General features: G+C 73.4%; 25 protein-coding genes. 9 read left to right on the top strand and 16 right to left on the bottom strand.

Annotated features, from left to right (window positions below; all coding sequences use genetic code 11):
* Positions 1-178: 178 nt before the first annotated feature.
* The gene (locus RV983_RS29005) at positions 179-556 is read left to right on the top strand and encodes a DUF1844 domain-containing protein (RefSeq protein ID WP_475988663.1); all 378 of its coding nucleotides are present in this window, start codon (positions 179-181) and stop codon (positions 554-556) included.
* 42 nt (positions 557-598) lie between these two features.
* On the opposite strand, the gene RV983_RS29000 is transcribed toward RV983_RS29005, so the two are convergent.
* Positions 599-1,333, bottom strand: a complete 735-nt coding sequence (locus RV983_RS29000) for an SseB family protein (RefSeq protein ID WP_475988662.1) — start codon at positions 1,331-1,333, stop codon at positions 599-601.
* 94 nt (positions 1,334-1,427) lie between these two features.
* Here RV983_RS29000 and RV983_RS28995 point away from each other — a divergent pair, with 94 nt between their 5' ends.
* The gene (locus RV983_RS28995; RefSeq protein WP_475988661.1) at positions 1,428-2,447 is read left to right on the top strand and encodes a serine hydrolase; all 1,020 of its coding nucleotides are present in this window, start codon (positions 1,428-1,430) and stop codon (positions 2,445-2,447) included.
* Here RV983_RS28995 and mycP read toward each other — a convergent pair.
* Positions 2,413-3,624: a type VII secretion-associated serine protease mycosin gene (gene mycP, locus RV983_RS28990; protein WP_475988660.1), complete on the bottom strand. Its 1,212-nt coding sequence runs from the start codon at positions 3,622-3,624 to the stop codon at positions 2,413-2,415. The two genes, RV983_RS28995 and mycP, sit on opposite strands and share 35 nt — an antisense overlap.
* The gene (locus RV983_RS28985; protein WP_475988659.1) at positions 3,621-4,655 is read right to left on the bottom strand and encodes a hypothetical protein; all 1,035 of its coding nucleotides are present in this window, start codon (positions 4,653-4,655) and stop codon (positions 3,621-3,623) included. Before RV983_RS28985 ends, mycP begins: the two co-directional genes overlap by 4 nt.
* A 148-nt stretch (positions 4,656-4,803) precedes the next feature.
* Between RV983_RS28985 and RV983_RS28980 the strand changes: the two genes are divergently transcribed.
* Positions 4,804-6,006 (top strand): amino acid deaminase/aldolase, encoded by a 1,203-nt coding sequence (locus tag RV983_RS28980; protein WP_475988658.1) that lies wholly within the window; start codon positions 4,804-4,806, stop codon positions 6,004-6,006.
* A 63-nt stretch (positions 6,007-6,069) separates the two neighbouring features.
* On the opposite strand, the gene RV983_RS28975 is transcribed toward RV983_RS28980, so the two are convergent.
* The 4 genes from RV983_RS28975 to RV983_RS28960 are packed head-to-tail and all read right to left on the bottom strand — an operon-like array spanning position 6,070 to position 10,608.
* The gene (locus RV983_RS28975) at positions 6,070-6,996 is read right to left on the bottom strand and encodes a DUF2510 domain-containing protein (protein WP_475990491.1); all 927 of its coding nucleotides are present in this window, start codon (positions 6,994-6,996) and stop codon (positions 6,070-6,072) included.
* 53 nt (positions 6,997-7,049) lie between these two features.
* Positions 7,050-7,838, bottom strand: coding sequence for a 3-oxoacyl-ACP reductase (locus RV983_RS28970; RefSeq protein ID WP_475988657.1), 789 nt, complete (start codon positions 7,836-7,838; stop codon positions 7,050-7,052).
* 8 nt (positions 7,839-7,846) lie between these two features.
* Entirely contained in the window at positions 7,847-9,214 is a 1,368-nt protein-coding gene (locus RV983_RS28965) for an aldehyde dehydrogenase family protein (RefSeq protein WP_475990490.1), read from the bottom strand.
* 17 nt (positions 9,215-9,231) lie between these two features.
* Positions 9,232-10,608 carry a glutamine synthetase family protein gene (locus tag RV983_RS28960; protein ID WP_475988656.1) on the bottom strand — a complete coding sequence of 459 codons (1,377 nt, stop codon included), beginning with the start codon at positions 10,606-10,608 and terminating at the stop codon, positions 9,232-9,234.
* Positions 10,609-10,714: 106 nt separating this feature from the next.
* On the opposite strand from RV983_RS28960, the gene RV983_RS28955 reads away from it, so the two are divergent.
* The gene (locus RV983_RS28955; RefSeq protein ID WP_475988655.1) at positions 10,715-11,401 is read left to right on the top strand and encodes a gamma-glutamyl-gamma-aminobutyrate hydrolase family protein; all 687 of its coding nucleotides are present in this window, start codon (positions 10,715-10,717) and stop codon (positions 11,399-11,401) included.
* On the opposite strand, the gene RV983_RS28950 is transcribed toward RV983_RS28955, so the two are convergent.
* The 4 genes from RV983_RS28950 to RV983_RS28935 form a co-directional block, all read right to left on the bottom strand.
* Positions 11,385-11,837 (bottom strand): N-acetyltransferase family protein, encoded by a 453-nt coding sequence (locus RV983_RS28950; protein WP_475988654.1) that lies wholly within the window; start codon positions 11,835-11,837, stop codon positions 11,385-11,387. The genes RV983_RS28955 and RV983_RS28950 overlap by 17 nt on opposite strands.
* Before the next feature lie 96 nt (positions 11,838-11,933).
* On the bottom strand, positions 11,934-12,668 hold the full coding sequence (locus RV983_RS28945) for a helical backbone metal receptor (protein WP_475988653.1): 735 nt from the start codon (positions 12,666-12,668) through the stop codon (positions 11,934-11,936).
* Between the two features lie 130 nt (positions 12,669-12,798).
* Positions 12,799-14,601, bottom strand: a complete 1,803-nt coding sequence (locus RV983_RS28940; RefSeq protein ID WP_475988652.1) for an ABC transporter permease/substrate binding protein — start codon at positions 14,599-14,601, stop codon at positions 12,799-12,801.
* On the bottom strand, positions 14,594-15,751 hold the full coding sequence (locus RV983_RS28935; protein ID WP_475988651.1) for a quaternary amine ABC transporter ATP-binding protein: 1,158 nt from the start codon (positions 15,749-15,751) through the stop codon (positions 14,594-14,596). Before RV983_RS28935 ends, RV983_RS28940 begins: the two co-directional genes overlap by 8 nt.
* Positions 15,752-15,926: 175 nt before the next feature.
* Here RV983_RS28935 and RV983_RS28930 point away from each other — a divergent pair, with 175 nt between their 5' ends.
* A complete protein-coding gene (locus RV983_RS28930; RefSeq protein WP_475990489.1) occupies positions 15,927-16,844 on the top strand; it encodes a 5'-3' exonuclease in 918 nt (305 codons plus the stop codon).
* Between the two features lie 108 nt (positions 16,845-16,952).
* Positions 16,953-17,807 (top strand): siderophore-interacting protein, encoded by an 855-nt coding sequence (locus RV983_RS28925; protein WP_475988650.1) that lies wholly within the window; start codon positions 16,953-16,955, stop codon positions 17,805-17,807.
* 90 nt (positions 17,808-17,897) lie between these two features.
* On the opposite strand, the gene RV983_RS28920 is transcribed toward RV983_RS28925, so the two are convergent.
* The 3 genes from RV983_RS28920 to RV983_RS28910 all read right to left on the bottom strand — a co-directional run bounded on the left by RV983_RS28920 (position 17,898) and on the right by RV983_RS28910 (position 20,633).
* A complete protein-coding gene (locus tag RV983_RS28920; protein WP_475988649.1) occupies positions 17,898-18,692 on the bottom strand; it encodes an ABC transporter permease in 795 nt (264 codons plus the stop codon).
* The gene (locus RV983_RS28915; protein ID WP_475988648.1) at positions 18,689-19,720 is read right to left on the bottom strand and encodes an ATP-binding cassette domain-containing protein; all 1,032 of its coding nucleotides are present in this window, start codon (positions 19,718-19,720) and stop codon (positions 18,689-18,691) included. The genes RV983_RS28920 and RV983_RS28915 overlap by 4 nt, the downstream gene beginning before the upstream one ends.
* Before the next feature lie 217 nt (positions 19,721-19,937).
* Entirely contained in the window at positions 19,938-20,633 is a 696-nt protein-coding gene (locus RV983_RS28910; protein ID WP_475988647.1) for a PadR family transcriptional regulator, read from the bottom strand.
* A gap of 228 nt (positions 20,634-20,861) precedes the next feature.
* On the opposite strand from RV983_RS28910, the gene RV983_RS28905 reads away from it, so the two are divergent.
* From RV983_RS28905 to RV983_RS28895, 3 genes are all read left to right on the top strand, one after another.
* The gene (locus RV983_RS28905; protein WP_475988646.1) at positions 20,862-21,086 is read left to right on the top strand and encodes a DUF397 domain-containing protein; all 225 of its coding nucleotides are present in this window, start codon (positions 20,862-20,864) and stop codon (positions 21,084-21,086) included.
* A gap of 511 nt (positions 21,087-21,597) precedes the next feature.
* Complete coding sequence (locus RV983_RS28900; protein ID WP_475988645.1) at positions 21,598-21,927, top strand: hypothetical protein; 330 nt, start codon at positions 21,598-21,600, stop codon at positions 21,925-21,927.
* Between the two features lie 44 nt (positions 21,928-21,971).
* On the top strand, positions 21,972-22,946 hold the full coding sequence (locus RV983_RS28895) for an ADP-ribosylglycohydrolase family protein (protein ID WP_475988644.1): 975 nt from the start codon (positions 21,972-21,974) through the stop codon (positions 22,944-22,946).
* Here the strand turns inward: RV983_RS28895 and RV983_RS28890 are convergent.
* Positions 22,900-23,577: a TetR/AcrR family transcriptional regulator gene (locus RV983_RS28890; RefSeq protein ID WP_475988643.1), complete on the bottom strand. Its 678-nt coding sequence runs from the start codon at positions 23,575-23,577 to the stop codon at positions 22,900-22,902. The genes RV983_RS28895 and RV983_RS28890 overlap by 47 nt on opposite strands.
* Before the next feature lie 202 nt (positions 23,578-23,779).
* Positions 23,780-26,614, bottom strand: coding sequence for a DEAD/DEAH box helicase (locus tag RV983_RS28885; protein ID WP_475988642.1), 2,835 nt, complete (start codon positions 26,612-26,614; stop codon positions 23,780-23,782).
* Positions 26,615-26,744: the final 130 nt, after the last annotated feature.

The raw sequence follows: 26,744 nt of genomic DNA, 5'->3' as shown, positions 1-26,744 counted from the left end.
AGGTGGGAGATCGGAGCTCCACTTGTGGGCTGGTGTGTCCCCCGCGTCCCTGGGCTCCACTGGGTGGTGCTTCGTGGGCCCGCGTGTCTGCGGAGGGCTGTCCAGCCGGTCAATCGTCAAGCATACCAGCGATCGACCGCAGACCGTAATCGGACGACGGGGGCCTATCGTGTGAGGCATGAGTGACGCCACCTCCCAGCACGAGTCCCCCTCCGCGGACCGCCCCGACTTCGACATGATGACCCGCGACATCGCGGACGTTCCCGCGGTCGAGGTGATCACGACGGTCGCGGTGCACCTGATGAGCGCGGCGGCGGTGAACCTCGGCCTCGCGGAGGAGGGCGACCGGCACAAGGACCTCGACGAGGCGCGCAAGCTGATCACCGCCCTTGCCGGGCTGATCACCGCCGGCGCACCCGAGATCGGCTCCTACCACGCCGCCCCCCTGCGGGACGGCCTGAAGTCCCTGCAGCTCGCGTTCCGCGAGGCGTCCACGGTCCCGGACGCCCCGGGCGAGGGCCCCGGCGAGAAGTTCACCGGTCCGGTCCACGGCTAGGCCCCACGGCCACGCGGCGCCGGCCCTCTCGGGGCGGCGCCGTCAGCGGCTGAAGAGGGGTTCGCCCGGCAGCGTCGCGCCGTCGGGCAGCAGCGCCAGTTCGATGCCGCGCACGAGCGTGGCCCGCAGCACCTCGTCGCCCGCCAGCGCGGCGGAGACGCGCTGCGCGACGCCGCGCACGTCGGCGGCGGAGCCCAGCACGATGCCCAGGGTGCCGTCCGAGCCGGCGGAGGGCACCACGTGGGCACGCAGCACGTCCGGCTCGGTGGCGACGGCCGTGCGCAAGGCCTGGCGGACGGCCGGGTCGGCCAGCGGGTCCCCGGTGCCGCGGCCGGCGGCGACGGCCCGCAGCGCGGCGCCCGTCAGGGCGTAGGGAACGGGGCCGGCCATGTCGATCAGGAGCGTGCCGGCCTTCTCATGGGCCAGCGCCTGCAGGGCCTGGCCCAGGGGCACGGCCACGGGCCGGGCGTCCGCGCGCCAGCGGGCCAGCGACGCGGTCGAGGTGAACGCGGGCAGGGCGCGGCGGCCGTCGGCGGCCTCGATGGTGGGCACGGCCATGTCGCTGGTCTTCTCCCGGCGCAGCCCCCCGGGTCCCTCCTCGACCTCGCCCAGCAGCGCGACGACCGGCACCAGCAGGCGCGCGCCGAGGAGCGCGGCGAGCACCTCGTCCTCCGCCGACGGGTCGGCGCCGTACGCGGCGAGCGCCGCCGCCAGCCGGGGGTCGGCGGAGCCGTCGTCGTCGGGGAATCCGGAGTCCGGGATGTTCGTGAGAGGCACCCCCCGAGCGTAGCCGCAGCACACGGGGCGATTGTTACCGGTCCTTAATGCCTCTCTCATGGCACACGCATGTTCGGTCCTTACCTTCCGGGACATGGCACCCGACTCATCCGCCCCGTGGCGGCGCCGGCTCGCCGGCCGCCGCGACCGCCTGCGCGCTCGTTCCGGCCCCGGGGGCGGACACCCGCACGGTGCGGTGCGCGACGTGGCCGCCGTCGCGGTCCTGACGACCGCGGCGCTGACCGCGGTGATCCACGGGTCCGAGACGCACCGGGACGTGACGGCCGCGTCGGTCTCCGCGCTGCCGGGGAAGGGGAAGGCGACACCGCAGGTGGCGGCGGACGTGGCGTCCGGGGCGCTGGAGAGGGAGCCGCGAGTGGACTTCGACGAGGCCGTCGGCACGGCGCTGGCGGGCGTCACCGGTGGCGACCGGGCGGAGTACTCGGTCGCGATCACGGACACCGCGTCGGGGAGCAGCGCGGTGTACGGCCGGGGGGCGTACGACACGGCGAGCATCGTCAAGGTGGACATCCTCGCGGCACTGCTGCTCCGGGCGCAGGACGCCGGACGGTCGCTGACGGCCTACGAGAGGGCCCGGGCCGAGGTCATGATCGAGAACAGCGACAACGCGGCGGCACTGGAGCTGTGGCAGCGCATCGGCCGGGCCGCCGGTCTCGACGCCGCCAACAAGCGCCTGGGCCTGACGGGGACGACGGGCGGCAGCGGACTGCTGTGGGGACTGACGCAGACCACCGCTGCGGACCAAGTGACCTTGCTGCGGGATGTGTTCGGCTCCGAGGGGGCGCTGAGCGATGCCTCGCGCGGCTGCATACGCCGGCTGATGGGCCGGGTCTCCGCCGGCCAGGACTGGGGGGTGCCGAGTGCGGCCGACGGCGCCTTCGAGGTCAAGAACGGCTGGCTGCAACGGAGTACGACCTCGCTGTGGGACATCAACAGCATCGGCCGGATCGCCTCGGGCGGTCACACCTACCTGGTCGCCGTCGTCTCGCGCGGCAGCGCGACCCAGGCCGGGGGCATCGCCCTCGTCGAGGACGCGGCCAAGGCGGCGGTGGCGGCGTTCACCAAGGCCGCGGGCGGCTCCGCCGCGTCGTGAACCGGGGCCGCAGCCACAGCGCCGCGGCGAGACCGACCAGGGCGACGCCGCCGGCGGCGAAGGCCGCCGCGATCCCGTCCCCGAAGGTGTCCCCGTCCACGGCGGCCGCCGCGCGGGCGGCGTCGGGACCCTGACCGAAGTAGTGCCGCGGATAGGCGGCGGGGCGCGGGGCGAGGCCCTCCGGCGTGAGGTGGGCCGCCGCCGCGAGGGCGGCCGCCGGGTCCACCAGGCCGTAGCCGACGGCGTCGCTGCGCCCGCCGGGCGGTGCGTCCCGGGCGGTGTCCTCCAGCAGCCGCTTGACCTGGGCCGGGCTCAGCTTCGGATGGGCGGAGCGGATGAGCGCCACGGTGCCGGAGACGTAGGCGGATGCGGTACTGGTGCCCCAGCCCTCGTAGTAGCGGCGGTTGGGATCGGCGATGACCACGTCGACACCGGGCGCGGAGACCGCCGCGTACCAGCGCCGGGTGGAGAAGGAGGCGCGGGTGCCGTAGCGGTCGACGGCCGCGACGGCGATGACGCCCGGGTATGCCGCCGGGTACGAGGCACGGTTGCCCTGCTCGCCGCCGTTGCCGGCGGAGGCCACGACGACCACGCCCTTGCGCAGGGCGTACTGGATGGCGTCGTCCTCCTGGGCCTCGGGATGCGCGGTGCGGCTGTCGTCGCCCAAGGAGAGGTTGATGACGTCCGCGCCGTGATCGGCGGCCCAGCGGATGCCCTCGGACAATGCGCCGCCGCGGGTGGTGCGGGCCTTCTTCCGCTGCGGGTCCTTGTCCTCCAGTATCACGCGCACCGGGAGGATCCTGGCTTCGGGCGCGATGCCCATCACGCCGTCCGCGCCGCCGGGACCATGGCCGTGGCCGGCGATGATGCCCGCCATGCCGGTGCCGTGCCGGGCCCACGCGTCGTCCCCGCGACCGTCGCCGAAGCCGATCAGGTCCTTCCCCGGCAGCACCTGTCCCGCCAGGTCGGGGTGGGAGCCGTCCACACCCGTGTCCAGGACGGCGACGGTGACGCCGCGGCCCTTCGTCGTCCGCCACGCGTCCTGCGCGTGCAGGGCGTCCAGCGCCCAGTCCGCGTCCCGTACCGCGTCCGCGTGCGCCGGGGCGACCGGGACCAGCGCGAGTCCGGCGGCCGCCACCACGGAGGCGGCGACGCGCCGCAGCGCACCGGCCCTCATCGCGCACCTCCCGACGGGGACGCCGTCAGCGACTGCGCGGCCTGCCGTGCCCGGGTGCCGACCGTGTCGGCGAGGGTCTTGGCGTCGTGGCCGAGGCCGGCCTGGGCAGGGGCCGCGGTGGCGCCGTCGGTGACCGCGGAGGCGACGGGCTGGGGGACGCCGGTCTCGCGGCCGTCGGCGAAGCCGCTGACCGCGTACACGATCACGGGCAGGTCGGCGGCGACGTCGACCGTCCAGGTGGCGCGCTGCTTGTCCCCGAAGCCGGCCGACACCGTTCCGGGGAAGGCGACCGGACGGGGCATCAGATCGGCACGGGAGCCGAGGTGCTGGGTGGTCCAGCGGTCGTGGAGCCTCCGCATGACCGGGGCGTCGGCCGAGGTGACGAGGAGTCCGACCGTCGTCACCGCGCCGGCCGAGGCGTCGGTGTACGTGGCACGGAGCAGCTTCACGCAGCCGGCCGGTCGCAGCACCTGCGCCAGCAGCGGGTCGAAGGCCTCGGCGCAGCCGCTCGGCGGGGCCACACCGATCCGCGTCCAGCGGCGGTCGGCGCCACCGGGACCGGCGCCGCGGCCGTTGAGCACGGGCGGGAAGAGGGCGTCGACCGGGGTGCTGTGCCACAGGGCACGGGCCTGCGCGAACTGCCGCGCGCCGACCTGTGCGGCGGTGGGCGCGGGGGTCGCGGGCTCATGGTTGATCCACAGGCCGGTCGCCGCTCCGCCGAGCAGTCCGAGGCCGAGCACCAGGCACAGTGCGGCGGCGGCCGCGCGCGGCCGGGTCTGCGCGGCATGGGCCGGGGCGCCGGGCGGGCGCGGGGGCGGGGCGGCCTGGGGGACGGGCGAGGACCACGCGACGGTGGGCGGGTGGCCGGGCTGCGGCGGCACGGCGGCGGTCCCGGGGCAGGCGGCACCGGCGGGCGGGGGCCAGGCCGCCGGGGCCGGTGGCGGCCAGGCGGCGGCGGCGGTGGGGGGTATCGGGCGCGGTGACCAGCTCGGCCGGGGGGTGGTTCCCCCGCTGTCGAAACCGGTGCTCACCCGGTGCCCCCTCACGGCCGGTTCGGACACGGCCTGTTCGCGCATTGGACCTGCGGCGTCACTCTACTGGTCGTGACGGTCCGGCGCGGTGCGAGTCCGGATCACTTGCCCCTACCGCTCGGTAGCGGCATTCTGGCAAGCTGCGCGCATGTCTGATCGCACAGCAGACCGGGCCCGCTACGACCGGGCCACCGCCGACCTCGACGCGCCCGTGGCGGTCGTGGACCTGGAGGCGTTCGACGCCAATGCCGCCGACCTGGTACGACGTGCCGGTGGCAAGCCGATACGGGTGGCCTCCAAGTCCGTGCGCTGCCGCGCGCTGCTGGAGAGGGTGCTCGGCCGCGAGGGCTTCGCCGGGATCATGTCGTACACGCTGGCGGAGTCGGTGTGGCTGGCCCGCTCCGGCTTCGACGACGTCCTGCTCGCCTACCCCTCCGCGGACCGCGCCGGATACGCCGAACTGGCCTCGGACCCGAAGCTGGCGACGGCCGTCACGGTCATGGTCGACGACGTGGCCCAGCTGGACCTGATCGACTCCTCCCGCGCCGGCGGTTCCGAGATCGTGCGGGTCTGCCTGGAACTGGACACCGCGCTGCGGATGCTGGGCGGCCGCATCCGCGTCGGCGCCCTGCGCTCCCCGCTGCACCAGCCCGCTCAACTGGCCGCGCTGGCCCGTGAGGTGACCCGGCGGCCCGGCTTCCGCCTGGTCGGGATCATGGCGTACGAGGGGCACGTGGCCGGGGTGGGCGACGCGATCGCGGGACGTCCGCTGCGCTCGCGGGCGGTACGGCTGATGCAGGCGCGGGCGCGCAGGGAACTGGCGGCGCGACGGGCCGAGGTCGTGCGGGCGGTGCGGGAGGTCGCTCCTGGGCTGGAGTTCGTCAACGGCGGCGGCACGGGCAGTGTGCAGAGCACGGCCGCCGAGGACGCGGTGACGGAGATCGCGGCCGGCTCCGGGCTGTACGTGCCGCGGCTGTTCGACAACTACACCTCGTTCCGTGGCCGCCCGGCGGCGCTCTTCGCCCAGCCGGTCGTGCGGCGCCCGGGGGTCGGCGTGGTGACCGTGCTCGGCGGCGGCTACCCGGCCTCGGGCGCGGCGGGCGCGGACCGGCTGCCGGTCCCCTACCTTCCGGAGGGTCTGCGCTACGACCCGCAGGAGGGGCCCGGCGAGGTGCAGACCCCGCTGATCGGGGCGGCCGCGGACGATCTGCTGATCGGCGACAAGGTGTGGTTCCGGCACGCGAAGGCGGGCGAGCTGTGCGAGCGGTTCGACACACTGCGGCTCATCGAGGGCGACCGGGTCGTGGCGACGGTCCCGACGTACCGCGGCGAGGGGAAGACGTTCCTCTGATGCCGCGGGCGCGCTCCGTGCGCGCCGGGGCACCGGCGCGCACGGAGTCCTGCGACGGGCGGGTCAGATGCCCGTGCCGCCGCCGGTGTCGGCGGCCTTGATGCCCTTGACGATCTCGTCCATGACAGCGAGTCGCGGCGCCTCGTCGTTGATGTCGAAGCCGGAGCGGATCAGCACGAGCTTGGCGGGATCCGACGGCGAGGGGAACACCAGCGACTGGACGTAGCCGTCGTCGCCCTTCTTCGTGACGACCTTCCAGCGCACCAGGTAGCCCTGCTCCCCGGCGACCGTGATCTTCTGCGACAGCAGCTGCTGGTGCGAGGTGATGCCGCCGTAGATCTTGCCGCCGTAGGACTCCTCGGCGTTGCCGGAGATGTCCTCCTTGGCCGCGGCCTCGGCGGTGGTGGACTTCAGCTTCACCGACGCGGCGGGCATGGAGAACACGCCGCCGCGCACACAGGTGTTGGCGGCGTCGCCCGGGCAGGTGTACTCGCCCACCGTGAGCTGCGCGAGCCCGTACCGGCTCATGCCGCCCGTCCAGCCGTCGGGGACGGGGAGGCTGATGCCGTCCACGGCGTCGAGGGCGAAGCCGGGGTCGGACTTGGGCACGTTCGACGGGCCGCCGCCGTCGGGGCCGTTGCCGCCCTCCGGGCCGGCGCCCGGGGCCGTGACCGAGGGGGCGGACCGGGCGGAGTCCGTGCCGGGGTCGCTGCCCTGGCCGAGGGCCACGACGCCGCCGACCACCGCGCCGGCCACCACGACCGCGGCCACGACGGCGATCGCGATGAGGCCCCCGCGCCGCTTGCGCGGAGCGGGGGGGAAGGCGGCGGGGTACTGCGGGTAGCCCGGCGCCCCGGCGCCGAACGCCGGGGCGGGGACCTGAGCGCTGCGGGTGTACTCGGTCCACTCGGACCCGTCCCACCAGCGCTCGAGTGCCGGGCCGTTTCCTGTCTGCCCGGGCTCTGGGTACCAGCCGGGCGGGGTCGTCATGGTCACGGCGTCACCCTAAGGCCACAACCTTAAGATTCCCGTCAGACCACCGGTTACAGGGGGGTCACGTACGCCCCGGCGATTCCTCCGTCGACCAGGAACTCCGAGCCCGTGATGAAGGACGCGTCGTCGCTGGCGAGGAAGGCCACGGCGGCCGCGATCTCCTCCGCCTCGGCGAAGCGCCCGACGGGGATGTGCACCAGGCGGCGGGCGGCGCGCTCCGGGTCCTTGGCGAACAGCTCCCGCAGCAGCGGGGTGTTGACCGGCCCCGGGCACAGGGCGTTGACGCGGATGCCCTCGCGGGCGAACTGCACGCCCAGCTCGCGCGACATCGCCAGCACGCCGCCCTTGGAGGCGGTGTACGAGATCTGGGAGGTCGCCGCGCCCATGACGGCCACGAAGCTCGCGGTGTTGATGATCGAGCCCTTGCCCTGCCGCTGCATGTAGGGCAGCGCCGCCTTGCAGCACAGATAGACCGACGTGAGGTTGACCTCCTGCACCCGGCGCCAGGCGTCGATGCCGGTGGTGAGGATCGAGTCGTCGTCGGGGGGCGAGATGCCCGCGTTGTTGAAGGCGACGTCGACCGAGCCGTAGGTGTCGTACGCCGCCTTGAACAGCGCGTCGACCTGCCCGGCGTCGGTGACGTCGACCTTCACGAAGAGGCCGCCGACCTCCTCGGCGGCCGCCTTGCCCGCGCTCTCGTCGATGTCGCCGCACACGACGTGGGCGCCCTCGGATGCCAGCCGGCGCGCCGAGGCCAGGCCGATGCCGCTGCCGGCGCCGGTGACCACCGCCGTCCGGCCCACCAGGCGGCGGCACACCGCTGCTTCTGCTTGCGTCATTGCCGGGATCACTCCTCCGTGCTGATGAAGACGTTCTTGGTCTCGGTGAAGGCGGCGAGCGCGTCGGGACCGAGCTCGCGCCCGATTCCCGACTGCTTGAAGCCGCCGAACGGTGTCCAGTAGCGCACCGAGCTGTGGGAGTTGACCGACAGGTTGCCGGCCGCGGTGCCCCGGGCGAGCCGCAGGGCGCGGCCGACGTCACGGGTCCAGATCGAGCCCGACAGGCCGTACGGGGTGGCATTGGCCAGCCGCAGCGCGTCGGCCTCGTCCTCGAAGGGCAGGACGACGGCGACCGGGCCGAAGACCTCCTCCACCGCGACGCGCTCCCCCGGGTCCGCGGGCGCGAGCACGGTCGGCGGGTACCAGAAGCCCTTGCCCTCCGGTGCGGTGCCGCGGATCGCCGCGGGCACCTCGGCGGCCACGTACGCCCGGACCCGGTCGCGCTGCACGGCGGAGATCAGCGGTCCCATGCCCGTCGCGGGGTCGGCCGGATCGCCGACGCCTACGGCCAGGACAGCGGGCTCCAGCAGTTCCATGAACCGGTCGTACGCCGTGCGCTGCACGAGGATGCGGGTGCGGGCGCAGCAGTCCTGACCGGCGTTGTCGAGGAAGGACAGGGGAGCGGTCGCCGCCGCCTTCTCGAGGTCGGCGTCGGCGAAGACGATGTTGGGCGACTTGCCGCCGAGTTCGAGGGTGACCCGCTTGAGGGTGTCCGCGCCCCTGGCCATGATCTGCTTGCCGACCCGGGTGGAGCCGGTGAAGACGATCTTCGCCACGCCCGGGTGCTCCACCAGGGCCGCACCCGCGACGGGGCCCTGCCCCGGCAGCACCTGGAAGAGGTGCTCGGGCAGCCCCGCCTCCAGCGCGAGCTCCGCCAGCCGCAGGGCGGTCAGCGGGGTGGTCTCCGCGGGCTTGAGGATCACCGCGTTGCCCGCCGCGAGCGCGGGGGCGGTTCCCCAGGCGGCGATGGGCATGGGGAAGTTCCAGGGCGCGATGACACCGACGACGCCGAGCGGTTCGAGGAACGTGACGTCGATGCCGCCGGGCACCGGGATCTGATGCCCCATCAGGCGCTCCACCCCGCCGGCCGCGTACTCCAGCAGGTCGCGGACGTTGCCGGCCTCCCAGCGCGCGTTGCCGATCGTGTGACCGGCCTGCCGCACCTCCAGGGCGGCCAGCTCCTCCGTACGGGCGTCGACCACCGCCGCGAAGCGGCGCAGCAGCCGGGCCCGGTCCGCGGGGGCGAGGGCCGCCCAGGCGGTCTGGGCCCGGGCGGCACGCGCGACGGCGGCGTCCACGTCCGCCGGACGGGCGGCGGGGACGGTGGCGATCACCTCCTCGGTGGCCGGGTTGAGCACTTCCAGGGCGTCCAGCACATCGGGCACTGCGGGCCTCACATGCGTTCGAAGGAGCGGTAGCGCTCCCAGTCGGTCACGGCGGTGTCGTACGCGTCCTGCTCGACGCGGGCCATGTTCGCGTAGTGCTCGACGACCTCGTCGCCGAACGCCGCCCGCGCGATCGGGCTGTCCTGCCAGAGGCCGGCGGCCTCGCGCAGCGTGGTGGGCACGTGCGCCAGGCCCTCCGCCGCGTAGGCGTTGCCCGTCACGGGCTCCGGGAGGGCGAGCTTGTTCTCCACGCCGTACAGGCCGGCGGCGACCATGCCGGCCACGGCCAGGTACGGGTTCACGTCGCCGCCCGGCACGCGGTTCTCCAGGCGCAGCGCGGCCGGGGAGTGCCCGACGACACGCAGCGCGCAGGTGCGGTTGTCCGGGCCCCACGCGACGGCGGTCGGGGCGAAGGAGCCGGGCCGGAAGCGCTTGTAGGAGTTGATGTTGGGCGCGTAGAGCAGGGAGAAGTCGCGCAGCGCCGCGAGCTGCCCGGCGAGGAAGTGGCGCATCGTCTCCGACATCTCACCGGGCTCCCCGCCCGCGAAGACGGGGTTGCCGTCGTCGTCGCGCAGCGAGAGGTGGATGTGGCAGGAGTTCCCCTCGCGCTCGTTGTACTTGGCCATGAAGGTCAGCGAGTAACCCTCCTGGGCCGCGATCGACTTGGCGCCGGTCTTGTAGACGCTGTGCTGGTCGCAGGTGACCAGGGCCTCGTCGTAGCGGAAGGCGATCTCGTGCTGCCCGAGGTTGCACTCCCCCTTGGCTGACTCCACGCGCATCCCGGCCGCGCCCATCTCGTTGCGGATGCGGCGCAGCAGCGGCTCGACGCGGCCGGTGCCCAGCAGGGAGTAGTCCACGTTGTACTGGTTGGCGGGCGTCAGACCGCGGTAGCCGCTGTTCCAGGCCTGCTCGTAGGTGTCCTTGAAGACGATGAACTCCAGCTCGGTGCCCGTGTACGCGGTCCAGCCGCGCCCGGCGAGCCGCTCCAGCTGGCGGCGCAGGATCTGCCGGGGCGAGGGGCCGACCGGTGCCGCGTCGTGGTCCAGCAGCCGCAGGTCGGCGATGACCAGGGCGGTTCCGGCGTCCCAGGGGGTGCGGCGCAGGGTACCGAGGTCCGGGTGGAGGGCGAAGTCGCCGTAGCCGCGCTCCCAGGAGGACAGGGCGTAGCCGTCGACCGTGTTCATGTCGGCGTCCACGGCCAGCAGGTAGTTGCAGCCCTCGGTGCCGTGCTCCAGGACGTCCTCGAGGAAGTGGCGTGCGGCGCAGCGCTTGCCCTGGAGGCGGCCCTGCATGTCCGTGAACGCGACGACCACGGTGTCGACCTCCCCGGCGTCGACAAGACGCCTCAGGTCGTGGGTACTGAGCGGGGCTGTTCGGTGCTCCACGGGTGGTCACCTCTTCTACCGGCCGACAGGTGATCCAAAAGTACGGGCCGGGAGGGCGGGTTGGGTACGGTGCGGAAAGAAATCCGCGCATCGCCGGGAGGCTCTTGTGGCCCGTCCGCTCATCGGGATCAGCACCTACTGGGTCGGTTCCGCCCGCTGGGGTGCCTGGGACCTGCCCGCCGCCCTGCTGCCGGCCGGGTATCCGCAGCTCGTGCAGCGCGCGGGCGGGCTGGCGGCGATGCTCCCGCCGGACCGGCCGGAGCTCGCCGCGCCGACCGTGTCGCGGCTGGACGGGCTCGTCGTGGCGGGCGGCCCGGACGTCGGCCCGGAGCACTACGGGGCGGAGCGCGACCCCCGCACCGACCCGCCGGCCCGCGAGCGCGACGCCTGGGAACTCGCCCTGATCGGGGCCGCCCTGGCCGGCGGCGTGCCGCTGCTCGGCATCTGCCGCGGCATGCAGCTGCTCAACGTCGCCCTAGGCGGCACACTCGTCCAGCACCTGGACGGCCACCGCGGCCCGGCCGCCGGGGAATTCGGCGGCCATGTCGTCAAGCCGGTGCCCGGCACGCGCTATGCCGCGGCGGTCCCGGAGGCCGTCTCCGTGCCCACTTACCACCACCAGGCGGTCGACGCCCTCGGCCGGGGGCTGCTGGCCGCCGCCCACGCCGAGGACGGCACCCCCGAGGCGGTCGAGCTGCCCGGCGACGCCTTCGTGCTGGGGGTGCAGTGGCACCCGGAGATGGACGACTCGGACGAGCGGGTGATGCGGGCGCTGGTCAGAGCTGCTTCTTGAAGCCGACGTGGGAGCCGGTGAAGCCGAGCCGCTCGTAGAAGCGGTGCGCGTCGGTGCGGGAGACGTCGGAGGTGAGCTGCACCAGCGCGCAGTCCAGCCGACGGGACTCCTCGACCGCCCACTCGATCAACGCCGTCCCCAGGCCCCCGCCGCGGGCTGAGCGGTGCACGCGCACCGCCTCGATGATGGAGCGCGTCGCGCCTTGCCGTGAGAGCCCGGGGATCACCGACAGCTGGAGCACGCCCACGAGCCGGCCGTCCCGCTCCGCGACGACGACATGCTGGCCCGGGTCCGCGGCGACGCGCTCGAACGCCGCGAGGTACGGCGCCATGTCGCCGGGGGTCTCGCGGCTGCTGCCGAGTTCGTCGTCAGCGAACATCGCGACGATCTCGGGCAGGTCGGCGGGCGTCGCGGGGCGCATGTACAGGTCACTCATGCCGCTCACCCTAGGGTCGGCGGCCGCGCGGGCGGAAAGCGGGGTTCGCGGGTGCACGACCGTTGACGGTGAACCGCCGTGCTTCGGCCCTCGCCGTCAGCCGAGCGCCGCCGCCAGGACCGCCGGGGCCTCCGCCAGGGAGGGCCCGTACCAGGTGAGGTGGCGGCCGCTGACCAGCGCCGCGGGGAGGCCGGGGAACGCCTCGGGCCCGTCGTCGGCGGTGAAGCGGTACGGCTCGTCGGGCAGGACCACGAGGTCGGCCCCCGCGGCGTTGAGCTCCTGGACCGGGACCCGCGGATAGCGCTCCTCGTGGTCGCCGTACACGTTCTCGACGCCGAGCCGGGACAGCAGGTCGCCCGCGAAGGTCTCCCGCCCGAGCACCATCCAGGGGCGCCGCCAGACCGGGACGACGGCCCGCCGCGGCCGGGGCACGGGCCGTACGGTCCCCCAGGCCTTCTCCGCCGCGTCCAGCCACGCGGGACGGGGCAGGCCCAGGGCGCCGACCACCACGCGGTGCAGTTCCTCGAAGGCCTGCGGCAGGCTGCGCACTTCCGTGACCAGCACGTCGAGTCCTGCGGACCGGAGCGCGCCCAGGTCGGGCTCGCGGTTCTCCTCCTCGTTGGCGATCACCAGGTCGGGCGCCAGCCGGACGATCTGCTCGATGTCGGGATTCTTGGTCCCCTGGACCCGGGTGACGCGCAGGTCGGGCGGGTGGCTGCACCAGTCGGTCGCTCCCACCAGCAGAGCGGGGGCCGTGGTCGCCACCGCTTCCGTGAGCGAGGGCACGAGGGACACCACACGCCGTGCCGGGCCGGAGTCGCGACGGGTCATATGCCCACCGTATCGAGCCCCGGCGCACGAGGACGGCCGGACGGCGCGGCCGCCGGAACTGAGGGAGGGGGATCCGGGTACCGCGCCGTCCGGGGAATGTGACGGCTGCCCGGTGGGCAGCCGCGCGAGGTCAGCCGACCGGGGCCAGCCGGTCCTCGACGGACGGGTTCGCGGCGAGCCAGTCGCGGACGCCGTCCTGCTCACGCCCCTGGCCGGCGCCGTGCACGGCGCCCTCCAGCCCGGTGAGCTCCCGTTCGCTGAGCGTGAAGTCCTTCAGCCAGCGGGCGACTGCGGGCTCCTTCGCGGCGAAGCCGTCGCGGGCGAGCGTGTGGATGCCGTCCCCCTTGCCCCAGGCGCCGAGCGGGTCCTTCAGCTTCTTCAGCGGGTACTCGCTGTAGGCCCAGTGCGGGGACCAGAGGGTCACCACGACGGGCTCCCGGGCCTTGATGGAGCGGTCGAGCTGCGCCAGCATGCTCGCGGTCGAGCCGGTGGTGACCTTGTACTCGCCCTCCAGTCCGTACTTCCTCAGAACCGTGTCGTTGAGCATCTTCATCATCCCCGCCCCGGGCTCAATGCCGATGATCCGGCCGCCGAACCGCTTGCCCTTCCCCTTGAGGTCGGCGAGCGAGTCCACGCCCTTGACGTAGGAGGGGACGGTGAGCTCCAGGGAGGTGGGGCCGTACCAGGAGCCGTAGTCGTCCAGGTGGTCCTTGTACTTCTCCCAGTACGACTGGTGCGTGACGGGCAGCCAGGAGTCCGTCTCGAGGTCGACCCGCCCGGCGGACATGCCGGTGTAGAGCGCGCCGACGTCGTACTGCGTGACCTTCGGCCGGTAGCCGCGGCGCTCGAGCAGTTCCTTCCACAGGAAGGTGGAGGCGACGCCCTCGTCCCAGGGGATGTAGCCGAGGTCGACCTGCCGGCCCTTGCCGACGTTCTTCGCGCCGGAGACGGCGGGCTTGTCGTCCCCGTCGCCGCCGAGGACGTTCATGCCGCCGGCGACGACGGCGAGGACGACCACACCGACGACGGCCACGGAGCTGTGCGGACGGTAGGTCCACAGCCGGGACCGGCGCGGGGCGGCGGCCGCGGCGAGGGCGCGCCGGCCGAGCGGCGAGACGCGGCTGCCGAGCGCGCCGGTGACGCGGTCGAGGTACATGGCGAGGATGACCACGGACAGGCCCGCCTCGAAGCCGAGGCCGATGTCGACCTGGCTGATGGCGGTGAAGACGGAGGCGCCGAGGCCCCCGCCGCCGACCATGCCGGAGATGACGACCATGGACAGCGCCAGCATGATCACCTGATTGACACCGGCCATGATCGTGGGCAGCGCGAGCGGCAGCTGCACCCGCAGCAGGGTGTTGCGCGGGGTGGTGCCGAACGCCTCGGCGGCCTCGACGAGTTCGCCGTCGACCTGGCGGATGCCGAGCTCCGTCATCCGCACGCCCGGCGGGAGCGAGAAGACGATGGTGGCGATGATGCCGGGCACCTGGCCGACACCGAAGAAGAAGATGCCGGGGATCAGGTAGACGAAGGCGGGCATCGTCTGCATGAAGTCCAGCACCGGCCGCAGCGCGGCGGAGACCGTGCGGTTGCGCGCCGACCAGATGCCCAGCGGCACCGCCAGCACGATCGTGACGACGGTGGCGACGAGCACCAGGGACAGGGTGTCCATGGCCTCCTCCCACTGCTGGACGGAGACCACGACGGCCAGGCCCGCGAAGGACAGCACACCCGCGGTCGCCCCGCGCAGCCACAACGCCAGAACGGCGAGGATCCCGGCGAGCAGCAGCGGCGCGGGTGCCTGCAGAACGGCGTCCAGGCCGTCGTACATGCCGGAGACGACCGTGCTGATGAGATCGAAGAGCGGACCGAAGTGGTCGCGCAGGAAGGTGACGGCGCTGTCCGTCCAGTCGCCGAGGGGCAGCCTAGGCACGCGCCGCCTCCTTCCGGGCCTGCGCCGCTACTTCAGGCGCGGGTACTTCGGGCGCGGGCACGTCGGAGGCGGGCCCGTCAGGGGCGGCCTCGGCGGGCGCCGCCTCGTCGGTGCAGGCGGTGGGCGGGCCGTCGTACGAGCCGAGGCAGGCGAGCAGCCGCTCCTGGGAGATCACGCCGACCACGCCGCCGCTCCTGTCGCGGACGGCCACCGGGTGCGGCACGCGGGCGCTGACGGGGAGGACCTCGACGAGCGGCGTCCGCGGCTCGACGCTCCCGCAGCGGCAGCCGCCGGCGTCCGGGCCGGACGGCGGCTCCATGACCGTGCCGGCCGTGAGCACGCGGGAACGGTCGACGTCGTGCACGAAGGAGGCGACGTAGTCGTCGGCGGGGCGCAGCAGGATGTCCTCCGGGGCGCCGATCTGCACGATGCGGCCGTCGCGCATGACAGCCACGCGATCGCCCAGGCGCATGGCCTCGTTGAGGTCGTGGGTGATGAAGACGATGGTCTTCTTCAGTGCGCGCTGGAGTTCCAGGAGCTGGTCCTGCATGTCGCGGCGGATGAGCGGGTCCAGGGCGCTGAAGGACTCGTCCATCAGGAGCACGTCGGCGTCGGTGGCAAGGGCGCGGGCCAGGCCGACACGCTGCTGCATACCGCCGGACAGCTCGTCGGGCCAGGACTCGCCCCAGCCGGCCAGACCGGTCAGCTCCAGCGCCTGCGCGGCCCGTTCCTCGCGCTCCTTGCGGCCGACGCCCTGCACCTCCAGGCCGTACGCGGCGTTCTCCAGCACGTTGCGGTGCGGGAAGAGCGCGAAGTGCTGGAAGACCATGCTGATGCCGTGCGAGCGCACGCGGCGCAGCTCGCGCGGGGAGAGCGCGGTGAGGTCGCGGCCGTCGAAGAGCACCCGCCCCGAGGTCGGGGGGAGCAGCCCGTTGAGCGTGCGCAGCAGGGTGGACTTGCCGGAGCCCGACAGACCCATGACGACGAAGATCTCACCCTCGTGGACGTCGAAGCCCGCGTCGATCACCGCAGCTGTCATGCCGCTCTCGCGCAGTTGCCCGCGCCCCGCACCCTCTCTCAGACGGCGCACGCCCTCCTCGGGATCGGGGCCGAACACTTTGTACAGATGCTCTGCCTGCAACCGGTACACATACACCTCTGGGGTCGTGCGGAGGACGACCTGCTGCCCCCGCACCCAGGTCGTGGAACGTTCCTGGCCCGCTCCGGGACGGCGGGTGCCCCGACACAAGCGGAGCAAACCGTTCCGTGACGGACGTCACGGTGTCGGCGGCGTGCGGCATCATCGGCGTGTGACTCGACGCCTGATGCTCCTCGACACCGCCAGCCTCTACTTCCGCGCGTACTTCGGGGTGCCCGACTCGGTGCGCGCCCCGGACGGCACGCCGGTCAACGCCGTGCGCGGGCTGCTGGACTTCATCGCCCGCCTGGTCGCCGACCACTCCCCCGGCGACCTGGTGGCCTGCATGGACGCCGACTGGCGTCCGCAGTGGCGGGTGGATCTGATCCCCTCGTACAAGGCGCACCGCGTGGCCGAGGAGGTCCCCGATGGCTCGGACGTGGAGGAGGTGCCGGACACGCTGTCGCCGCAGGTGCCGGTGATCGAGGCGGTGCTGGACGCGCTGGGCATCGCGAGGGTCGGTGTCGCGGGGTACGAGGCGGACGACGTGATCGGGACCCTGGCGGGGGCGGCGGCCGGGCCGGTGGACATCGTCACCGGCGACCGCGACCTGTTCCAGCTCGTGGACGACGCGCGGAAGGTGCGCGTGCTCTACCCCATCAAGGGCGTGGGCGCGCTCGACGTGGTCGACGAGGCGTGGCTGCGCGCCAAGTACGGGGTGGACGGCACCGGTTACGCCGACCTCGCGACGCTGCGCGGCGACCCGAGCGACGGCCTGCCGGGCGTGCCGGGCATCGGCGAGAAGACCGCGGCCAAGCTGCTGGACGCCTACGGCGACCTGGCGGGGATCATGGCCGCCGCACACGACCCCGCCTCGAGGATCACCCCCGCGCAGCGCAAGCGCCTCCAGGAAGCGGCGGACTACGTCGCCGTCGCGCCCAAGGTCGTCCACGTCGCCGGTGACGTGCCGATGCCCGCCTTCGACCCGCGGCTGCCGCACGAGCCGCGCCACCCGCAGGAGTTGTCGGCCCTGGCCGAGCGGTGGGGACTCGGCGGCGCGCTGCAACGGCTGCTCACGGTGCTGGGGGCCGCGCAGGCCGGCTGAGGCGAGGGCCCGCCGGAGGCCCGCCCGATGGCGCGGCCTTTCCGGGAGTCGTGGCATTCCGGGCGAGCGATGGATTAGGCTTGCCTAACCATCGTGAGGAGTGTGTTCATGGCAGACCGTCCGGTGCGCAGGAAGCCGCAGGTCAACCGCGCGCGGGTGCAGCACGTGGAACGGCTGACCCCGCACATGATCCGCGTGGTGCTCGGCGGCGGGTCCCTCCAGGACTTTCCCGTGGGCGACTGCAGCGACCACTACATCAAGCTGCTCTTCCCGGCCGACGGTGTCCGCTACCCGGAACCCTTCGACATCCAGGCGATCCGCGCGGAGTTCCCGCGCGAGCAGTGGCCGCGCACCCGGACGTACACCGTGCGCCGCTGGGACGCCGAGTCGTGCGAGCTGACCGTCGACTTCGTCCTGCACGGCGACGAGGGCCTGGCCGGCCCATGGGCCGCCCGCGTCCGGCCCGGCGAGGAGATCCTCTTCCTCGGCCCCGGCGGCGCGTACGTGCCGGACGCGGCGGCCGACTGGCATCTGCTGGTGGGCGACGAGAGCGCGCTGCCCGCCATCGCCGCGTCGCTGGAACGACTGCCCGAAGGCGCCCGCGCCCATGTGTTCGTGGAGGTCGCCGGGCCTGAGGAGGAGCAGAAGCTCCCCACGCCCGGTGACGCCGAGATCACCTGGGTGCACCGCGGCACCGGCCGCGTCGGCGAGGCACTGCTCCGCGCGGTGCACGCGCTGGAGTTCCCGGCCGGGGAGCTTCAGGCCTTCGTCCACGGGGAGGCCGGCTTCGTCAAGCAGCTGCGCCGGCTGCTGCGCGTCGAGCACGGGGTGCCGCGCGAGCGGCTGTCGATCTCCGGCTACTGGCGTGCCGGCCACGACGAGGACGGCTGGCAGGCCTCCAAGGCGGACTGGAACCGCCGGGTGGAGGAGGAGCAGGAAGCCCCGAAGGCCCTGGCTTCCTGACACTGCCGGTCGCCGGGCGCCCGCCCGCGTACGGACGCACGAGGCGTGACCCCTTCTCGGGGTCACGCCTCGCCGTTGTCCCCGGCGGGCTCAGACCGACTTCTGGTACGAGCGGAAGGTGCGGGTCGACAGCCACACCGCGGCGACGGCGACGACCACCAGCGCGCCGCCCCGGCTGAGCACGTCGCCCCAGTCGGGGGTGTCGGCCATCGCCGAACGCCCAGCGACCAGCGCCCAGTTCACCGGGTTGAAGTCCGCGACGTGCCGCATCCAGGGAGGCATCAGCGCGGGCGCCATGAAGGCGGACGACAGGAACGTCAGCGGCAGCAGCAGGAAGGTGTTGATGCCGATGATGCTCTCGCGCTGCCGCACCAGCATGCCCATGGCGTTGGAGAACGCGCCCACCAAGGTGCCGAGCAGCACCGACGCCGCGAACAGCACCAGCAGTCCGACGACCCCGCCGGGGTAGTCGGCGCCGCCCAGCCTGCCCAGCGCCACGATGACGACCGACTGCAGGGCGGTGCTCAGCCCCTGCGAGACCACGTTGCCGTTGATCAGGGCGGCCCGGCTGACCGGGGTGGTCAGGAAGCGGTTGAGGGTGCCGCGCTCGATCTCCTCCAAAGTGCCCATCCCGGCCCACATGTTGGAGGACAGCGCGCTCATCACGACGACGCCCGGCACGAGGTAGTCCAGGTACGAGGTCCCGCCGAAGCCGGGCAGCTCCACGACGCGGCGGAAGAGCCCGCCGAAGAGGAAGAGCCAGATCACCGGCTGCACCAAGGTGATGAGCAGGTAGGCGGGCTGGCGCCAGACCGCCATCAACTGACGCTGCGTCATGTACCAGGTCTGTGCGAGGCCCGCACTCGTCACGGTCGTCGTGCTCATCGCGCACCTCCGGTGTTCGCGGGGACAGTTGCGGCACCGGTGGCCGCCGGGGAGCCGGCGTCGGCATCGGCGAAACGACGTCCGGCGTAGCGCAGATACACGTCGTCCAGGGAGGGGCGCGCGACGGTGACCGAGGCGACGGCGGCGCCCTCGCGCTCCAGGACCGCGAGCACCCGCGGCACGGCGGCGCCGCCGTCGTCGGCGCGGGCGCTGAGCCGGCGCCCGTCGAGCACCGCCTCCCGCACGCCCGCGAACTCGGCGAGCGCGGTCTCCAGCAGGTGCGCGTCGACCGGGCCGGCCGGCTCACGCAGCTCCACGTGCACGGCGTCGCCGCGCAGTTCGCCCTTGAGGCCGTCGGGCGTGCCCTCCGCGACCACCCGGCCGCGGTCGACGATCGCGATGCGCTCGGCGAGTCGGTCGGCCTCCTCCAGATAGTGGGTGGTGAGCAGGATGGTCAGCCCGTCGTCACCGGCGAGCCGGGTGATCTCGTCCCACATCGCGGTGCGCGCCTCCGGGTCGAGGCCGGTGGTCGGCTCGTCGAGGAAGAGCACCTCCGGCCGGTGGACCAGGCCGAGCGCCACGTCCAGACGCCGCTGCATGCCCCCGGAGTATGTCCTGACCGGGCGCTTGGCGGCGTCGACGAGGTCGAACCGGGCGAGGAGTTCGCCGACCCGGCCGGTGAGGCCTGCGCCCCGCAGGCCGTACAGACGTCCCTGCAGCAGCAGGTTCTCCGCGCCGGTGGCGACCGGGTCCGCGCCGGACTTCTGGGCGACGACGCCGATGGCGCGCCGCACCCGGTCCGGGTGGCGCAGCGCGTCGTGGCCGGCCACGACGGCGGTCCCCGCGTCGGGCCGGGCCAGGGTGGTCAGGATCTTGACGGTGGTGGACTTGCCGGCGCCGTTGGGGCCCAGCAGTCCGAAGACGGTGCCGGGCTCCACGGTGATGCCCATGCCGTCCAGTGCCCGGATGTTCCCGGGATAGGTCTTGACGAGGTCGTGCGCCACGATCGCGGGCGCGCGGGTGCTCATGACAGATTCCTCCGCCTGTCTGTGCCGATGGTTGCCGGTGAATGCCGGTGAATGCCGGTGAATGCCGGCGTGCTGCGACGGACCGGTCGGCGGAAGGAGTGCCGGGCTACCCTGGGTGTGCTGCACCTCGGTCGCCTGGCATCCGTTCCCGCGGTTGTCCGGTCCGGGATCCACCCCCGGTGGACCGCTGTTCCCGCAGCGGCCCACCGGGGGTTCTTCATGACGGGGGTGTGAGCTTGTCCAGTTCCTCCCTGAAGTGACGGGCGGCCGCGCCGTCCCGGGTGAGCTCGTCGATCCCGGTCCAGGTGTCCGGCATCTCGCCGGTCGCCTGCCACTGCCGCCACTCGGCGGCGCCGGAGACGGCACCCTTGTCGAGGTCGCCCAGGAAGCCGCGGATCCAGGCCGCCTCGGCCTCGATCATGTGCACCTGGTACTCGGTCTCCAGCAGGAACACCCGGGGCAGGTCGCGGCGGAGCCGGGCGAGCACGCCGTGGACGGCGGCCGCCTGGACCTCCAGCTTGGCCACCCGCTCGGTGAGCAGCCCGACCACCTCGTCGGCGGGGAGCACGAGCAGCAGCGACAGGGCGGCCTCGAAGGACGGGTACTCGTGGACGGGCACGGCGACCAGGTCGGAGAGCCAGTCGTGCATCTCCTCGCGGCCGGCGTCGGTGAGGCCGTACAGCGTGCGCTCGGGGCGGTTGCCCTGCCGCTGGACGCCGGTGACCTCGACGAATCCGTGCTTCTCCAGGTTCTGCACGACGGTGTAGAGCGAGCCGTAATTGATCTTGATGCTCTGCTCCTTGCCCCGCTGCCGGAGCACCTGCGCGATCTCGTACGGGTGCATGGGCCGCTCGCCGAGCGTCGCCATCACCGCCAGCGCCAAGGGGTTGCCGAGCTTGCGCCGCGTCGCCATGTCCGTACACCTCGCTTCCGTATATCCGTGGCCGAACATATCGCGAGTACCGCGGCCTGACAAGCGCGATACATCGCGAATTTACCGCTGGATCGCGGCGGGGCTCCGAGCCCGCCCGTCGGGCGCCGGCCGCACCGGGCGCCGCCCCACCCTCCGCGGTTGCGGACCGATAGGGACAGGACAAGGGTGGGAATTGAAGATCCGATCGAATATCGAACGGAGTTTCCCATGCAAGCGCGAAAGACGGACCTGTACTCGCGTGACCTGGCGGAAGCACGCTGGGTCAAGAGCAGCAAGAGCCCCTACCGGGAGACCTGTGTCGAGGTGGCAGACCTCGGCGACGGAGCCGTCGCGATCCGCGACTCGAACAACACCGGCCTGACGCCACTGCGGTTCACCGCGGATGAGTGGACGGCATTCCGGGACGGCGTGCGCGACGGCGAGTTCGGCTAGCGACCTCACGTGCCATCGGAGTTTGGCGGACGGTTCGCCGAGGTCGATCCGCCAGGGCCCGCGAACGGGCCGCCAAGCGCTCCCGGCAGCGGGAGACATGACAGCACGTCAGCAGCGCGCGGCAAAGAGCCCCTGGAGGCGACTCCAGGGGCCTTCTCGCGTCTCCGCGGCGACAGCCGCCCGCACCCCGCCGCGAAGTGGCTGCGGAGCGTCGCCCGAGCCGCGCCGTAAGCGCCGCCGCCCGGCACCCCGGGGCCGTGCCGCGCAGCCCCAACACGCCCTCTCCGCAAGGCAATACCCCCATAAGTGGACACATCGCACCCGCCTCGCTACGGTCGAAGGACGGACAGCGCCGACGGTGATCCGGCCACGGAGGGCACGGCTCCGGCCCACCCCTCGACCAAGGTGCACCTCGGCTTCTCCACCGCGTCCGCCCGGCCGGCCGCCGCACAGGCCGCCTCGGCCAGGACGGCGCGTCAACTGCGCGTTCCGGCATCCGGAAGGGGACATCATGCGCGCACAGCAGTTTCTCGCCCTGCTCGTTGCCCCGGTGGCGGCAGGCGCCGTGGCGTTCCTGCCGGCCGCCGCATCACAAGCGGCCGCGGCCACCCCGGCGGCAGCCGTCGCGGCACCGTCCTCCGGCAATCTCGCCCCGCAGCACTCCAACGACAGGTACCGGCGGGGCTTCAGGGACGGCTACGACGACGGGCGTTCGGATTCCCGCCACTCCCGGCCGCGCTGCCGCGACTACCGGGACTCCTACGATCCCCGGCGCGACAACCGCGATTACCGGCAGGGCTACCGCGACGGGTACAACTCGGGCTGGTACCACTACTGCTGACACCTGACCGCCCGCCCCGGCCTGAGTGTTCGTAGGCTGACGGCATGACGGAACGCAGGGAGAGAGCGGCCGGCGCCGTGGTGGGTTCGGCGGTCGGCGACGCACTGGGCGCGCCCTTCGAGTTCGGTCCGGAGGGCGCGTTCAGCGCGCGTTTCCCGCAGGCGGGGGGCGGGGGCGAGATGTGCGGGGGTGGCGGCTGGGACCCCGGCGAGGCCACGGACGACACGCAGATGGCCGTGCTCGTCGCGGACTCCCTGCTGGAACGGGGAGCACTGGATCTGCCCGACCTGTTCGCGCGGTTCCGACGCTGGTCGGCAGCGGATCCCAAGGACATCGGACTGCAGACCGAGGCCGTCCTCACCTCGGGCGATCCCTGGGACCTGGCCGCCGCCCTGTATTCCCAGACCCATGACCGGGCGGCCGGCAACGGCGCCTTGATGCGCGCCGCCCCGGCCGCCGTCCACTTCGCCGGGCAGGGGCGGACGGCCTCGCTCGACGCCGCCCGCCGGATCGCCGCCCTCACCCACGGCGACCGCGCCGCCTGGGAGGGCAGCGCGATCCTCCACGACCTCGTGCGCGTCGCCCTCGACGGCGGCGACCCGGTCGCGCCCGCGGTCGTGGCCGACGCCCTGGCCCACGTGCCGGAGCCCTTCAGGCAACGGTGGGCCGTCGTGCTCGCGCCCAACTGGCACCCCGGGCTGGCCACGGAGTTCAACGGCGCCGTGTGGCCCTGTCTCGGCTCCGCGCTCTGGGCGGTGCGCACGACCGGCACTTACGAGGACGCGGTGCGCGCCGCGATCGACCTCGGCGGCGACACCGACACGGTCGCCGCGGTCACCGGCACCCTGGCCGGTGCGGTCCACGGGCTCGGCGCCGTCCCGGCGCGGTGGACCGAGCCCCTGCACGTGCCGATGCCCGGGTGGCCGGGGCGGGTCCTGGGCCTCGCGGACCTGGTGGACCTGGCCGTACGGCTCACGGGGACAGCAGCGCCTCGCCCTCCCGGTGCAGGCGGGCCGTGACCTCCCCGGGGCACCCGGCGACCCGCAGGGCGGCGTCGGCCGTGGCGGCGGCGAACGCCGCGGCGTCGGGGATCGGAGCCTCGCGCCGGATCAGGATCACGCCCTCGATGAGGCCGAACACCAGGTCGGCGCGGATGGCGAACGCCGCGGGCGGCAGCGCGGCCCCGGCCGTGGTGGCGGCCAGCAACGCGGCGTAGGCGGCCTTGAGCTCGCCCCGCACCGCCCGGAATCCGGCAAAGCGCTCGGCCCGCACCTCGGGAAGCAGGTAGAGCACGCCCAGATTGTGCGGGCCGCCGCACAGCAGTGCCACGTCCGCACGGCACAGCGCCCACAGCCGCACCTCGCCGGGTACGTCGTCACGGCGGATCAGGGCTCCGGCCAGCTCGAGGGAGGGACATACGGTGCCCTCAAGCAGCGCGGCCAGGAGGTCTTCCTTGCCGGCGAAGTAGTGGTACATCGAGGCCTGCCGCATGCCGGCCAGCTCCGCGACCGCACGCGTCGTCGTGGCGGCGTAGCCCCGCGTCGTGAACAGCTCGGCCGCCGCCCCCAGCAGCTCGTCCCGCGGGGACAGCCCGCTCTCCGGCCGCGCCAGCGCGCGTGGCCGACCTACCCGCCGTCCCGTGCCGCTCATCCCCCGATCGTCGCACAGCCCTCCCGGCCGCGGCCCCGCTGCCGGGTGCCGCGGTCAGGCCCACGGTCGTCTCGCGGTCCGCGCGGGCCTCACGGGTGCACGGCAACCGTCCCGTCCGCCCGCAGCCGGGCGAAGGGGGCGGGCGTACCCGGCGGCAGCCCGCCCGCTCGCCACCCGCGCCGACCCGCCGCCCTCGGAGGGCTCAGCCCACCGAGGAGTACGCGACAACTCCGCGCAGCAGCCCGTCGACCGCCTTGCGGGCGTTGCGCCGCACCTGGCCGCCTTCCGGAGCCGCGCCGGCGATCTGGCCGAGCACGTCGATGAGTTGCTTGGTCCACCGCACGAAGTCGCCTGCTGGTATGTCCGCGTCGCGCAGCACCGCGTCGAGGCCATGGCCGGAGGCCCAGCGGTAGGCGGACCAGGCGAAGCCGAGGTCGGGCTCGCGCTGGCCGACGCCCTCGGTCTGGTTGATGCGGTGCTCCTCCTCCAGGGCGTCCAGACGGCCCCAGATGCGGACCATCTCGGCGAGCGCCTGCTTGGCGTTGCCGGACGGCAGCTGCGGCGGCGGCGCGTCGTCGGCGGACCGCGACTCGTAGACCAGAGCCGACGCGCAGGCGGCGAGTTCCGCGGGGTCGAGTCCCTCCCACACGCCGTCGCGCAGGCATTCGCTGGCGAGCAGGTCGAGTTCGCCGTAGAGCCGGCCGAGCCGGCGTCCGTCGGGGGTGACCTGGTCGGCCTCCAGGTAGCCCAGGTCGGTGAGCAGGGCGCAGATGCGGTCGAAGGTGCGGGCGATGGTGTTCGTGCGCCCCTCGATGCGCCGCTCCAGCTGCTTGGTGTCGCGCGCGAGCCGCTGGTAGCGCTCGGACCAGCGGGCGTGGTCCTCGCGCTCGTCGCAGCCGTGGCAGGGGTGGGCGCGGATGGCGGTGCGCAGCCGGGCGATCTCGGTGTCGTCCGCGGCGGCGGACCGCTCGCGGCGCGGCCGCGGCGGCGCGATACCGGCCGTACCGGCCTTGGAGCGCATGGCGGACGCGAGGTCGCGGCGGGACTGCGGGCTGCGCGGGTTGAAGGACTTCGGGATGCGCATCCGGTCCAGCGGTTCGACCGGCACCGGGAAGTCCATCTGCGCGAGCCGCTTGACCTGCCGCTCGGCGGTCAGCACCAGCGGGCGGGGCCCGTCCTGGTGGAGCTGGTCGCCCCGCTGGTGATGGCCGGGGCTGCGGCCGGCCGGCACGCCGGGGTCGAGCACCAGGGCCAGGCCCGCGAACTTGCCGGACGGGACATGGATGATGTCGCCGGGCCGCAGCTTCTCCAGGGCCTCGGCGACGGCCGCCCGGCGCTGGTTGGCCCCGTGGCGGGACAGGTCGGCCTCGCGGTCCTTGAGCTGCCTGCGCAGCGACATGTACTCGTCGAAGTCGCCGAGATGGCAGGTCATGGAGGCCTTGTAGCCCTCCAGTCCCTCTTCGTTGCGCTGCACCTGCCGGGAGATGCCGACCACCGAGCGGTCCGCCTGGAACTGCGCGAAGGAGGTCTCCAGCAGTTCCCGCGAGCGGTGCCCCCCGAACTGGCCGACCAGGTTGACGGCCATGTTGTACGAGGGCTTGAAGGACGACCGCAGCGGATAGGTGCGCGTGCCGGCGAGCCCTGCCAGGTGCGCCGGGTCGAAGGCGCGCTGCCACAACACGACGGCGTGGCCCTCGACATCGATGCCGCGCCGCCCGGCGCGTCCGGTGAGCTGGGTGTACTCGCCGGGGGTGATGTCGGCGTGCGTCTCGCCGTTCCACTTGACGAGCTTCTCCAGGACGACGGAGCGGGCGGGCATGTTGATGCCCAGCGCGAGCGTCTCGGTGGCGAAGACCGCCTTGACCAGGCCCTTGACGAAGAGTTCCTCGACGACCTCCTTGAAGGTCGGCAGCATGCCCGCGTGGTGCGCGGCGATGCCCCGCTCCAGGCCCTCCAGCCACTCGAAGTAGCCGAGGACGTGCAGGTCCTCGTCGGGGATGGACTTCGTGCGCTCCTCGACGATCGCCCGGACCCTGGCCCGGTTCTCCTCGCTGTTGAGCCGCAGCCCGGCGTACAGGCACTGCTGGACGGCGGACTCGCAGCCGGCCCGGCTGAAGATGAACGTGATCGCGGGGAGCAGCCCCTCGGAGTCCAGCCGCTCGATGACCTCGGCCCGGCTGGGCGTCCAGACCCTGCGCTGCTGGCGCCGGTCCCGCTCACGGTCGGCCTCGCGCACATTGCCCCCGCGCCGGTCGCGGCCGTTGAAGGAGCGCTGGTTCTCCATGCGGGCCAGGCGCACCAGGTCGGGGTTGACGGCACGCTGCGGGGCCGGTCCGGTGGCACCGGCCCGTTCCTCGAAGAGGTCGTACATCCGGCGGCCGGCCAGCACGTGCTGCCACAGCGGCACGGGGCGGTGCTCGGAGACGATGACCTCGGTGTCGCCGCGCACGGTGTCCAGCCAGTCGCCGAACTCCTCGGCGTTGGAGACGGTGGCGGAGAGCGACACCAGCGTCACGGACTGCGGGAGGTGGATGATGACCTCCTCCCACACCGCGCCGCGGAAGCGGTCGGAGAGGTAGTGCACCTCGTCCATGACCACGTAACCGAGGCCGTCGAGCGCCTGGGAGCCCGCGTAGAGCATGTTGCGGAGCACCTCGGTGGTCATGACCACGATCGGCGCATCGCCGTTGACGCTGTTGTCACCGGTGAGCAGGCCGACGTGCTCGGCGCCGTAGCGCTTGACCATGTCGGTGAATTTCTGGTTCGACAGCGCCTTGATGGGCGTGGTGTAGAAGCACTTGCGGCCCTCGCGCAGGGCAAGGTGGACCGCGAACTCGCCCACGATGGTCTTGCCCGATCCGGTGGGCGCGGCCACCAGCACGCCCTTGCCCTCCTCCAGCGCCCGGCAGGCGTCGATCTGGAAGGGGTCCAGGGCGAAGTCGTACAGCTCGCGGAAGCCCGCGAGTGCGGTGGCCTGCTCGGCGGCCCGGACCTTGGACGCCGCGTATCGCTCGGCGGGAGACATCTCGTCGTTCATCTTGAAAACGAGACTACCGGGCGCCACTGACACCCGACTGATCTTTTACCGTCCGCGCACCCCCGCTGCTCCGGCGGGCCGCCCCATGTTCGATTTGCGAAGAATCGGCGCGCCGCTAGCGTGGCAGGGA

The sequence above is a fragment of the Streptomyces sp. RLA123 genome, assembly GCF_056270165.1.
This window is presented reverse-complemented; position numbering and strand designations above follow the sequence as displayed.

Coding starts and splice junctions, on each gene's coding strand:
- RV983_RS29005 (WP_475988663.1), top strand. CDS start 179: ATGAGTGACGCCACCTCCCAGCACGAGTCCCCCTCCGCGGACCGCCCC.
- RV983_RS28895 (WP_475988644.1), top strand. CDS start 21,972: ATGACGGAACGCAGGGAGAGAGCGGCCGGCGCCGTGGTGGGTTCGGCG.
- RV983_RS28945 (WP_475988653.1), bottom strand. CDS start 12,668: ATGACCCGTCGCGACTCCGGCCCGGCACGGCGTGTGGTGTCCCTCGTG.
- RV983_RS28920 (WP_475988649.1), bottom strand. CDS start 18,692: ATGAGCACGACGACCGTGACGAGTGCGGGCCTCGCACAGACCTGGTAC.
- RV983_RS28915 (WP_475988648.1), bottom strand. CDS start 19,720: ATGAGCACCCGCGCGCCCGCGATCGTGGCGCACGACCTCGTCAAGACC.
- RV983_RS28900 (WP_475988645.1), top strand. CDS start 21,598: ATGCGCGCACAGCAGTTTCTCGCCCTGCTCGTTGCCCCGGTGGCGGCA.
- RV983_RS28930 (WP_475990489.1), top strand. CDS start 15,927: ATGCTCCTCGACACCGCCAGCCTCTACTTCCGCGCGTACTTCGGGGTG.
- RV983_RS28950 (WP_475988654.1), bottom strand. CDS start 11,837: ATGAGTGACCTGTACATGCGCCCCGCGACGCCCGCCGACCTGCCCGAG.
- RV983_RS28980 (WP_475988658.1), top strand. CDS start 4,804: ATGTCTGATCGCACAGCAGACCGGGCCCGCTACGACCGGGCCACCGCC.
- RV983_RS28905 (WP_475988646.1), top strand. CDS start 20,862: ATGCAAGCGCGAAAGACGGACCTGTACTCGCGTGACCTGGCGGAAGCA.
- RV983_RS28885 (WP_475988642.1), bottom strand. CDS start 26,614: ATGAACGACGAGATGTCTCCCGCCGAGCGATACGCGGCGTCCAAGGTC.
- RV983_RS28995 (WP_475988661.1), top strand. CDS start 1,428: ATGGCACCCGACTCATCCGCCCCGTGGCGGCGCCGGCTCGCCGGCCGC.
- mycP (WP_475988660.1), bottom strand. CDS start 3,624: ATGAGGGCCGGTGCGCTGCGGCGCGTCGCCGCCTCCGTGGTGGCGGCC.
- RV983_RS28925 (WP_475988650.1), top strand. CDS start 16,953: ATGGCAGACCGTCCGGTGCGCAGGAAGCCGCAGGTCAACCGCGCGCGG.
- RV983_RS28970 (WP_475988657.1), bottom strand. CDS start 7,838: ATGACGCAAGCAGAAGCAGCGGTGTGCCGCCGCCTGGTGGGCCGGACG.
- RV983_RS28890 (WP_475988643.1), bottom strand. CDS start 23,577: ATGAGCGGCACGGGACGGCGGGTAGGTCGGCCACGCGCGCTGGCGCGG.
- RV983_RS28975 (WP_475990491.1), bottom strand. CDS start 6,996: ATGACGACCCCGCCCGGCTGGTACCCAGAGCCCGGGCAGACAGGAAAC.
- RV983_RS28910 (WP_475988647.1), bottom strand. CDS start 20,633: ATGGCGACGCGGCGCAAGCTCGGCAACCCCTTGGCGCTGGCGGTGATG.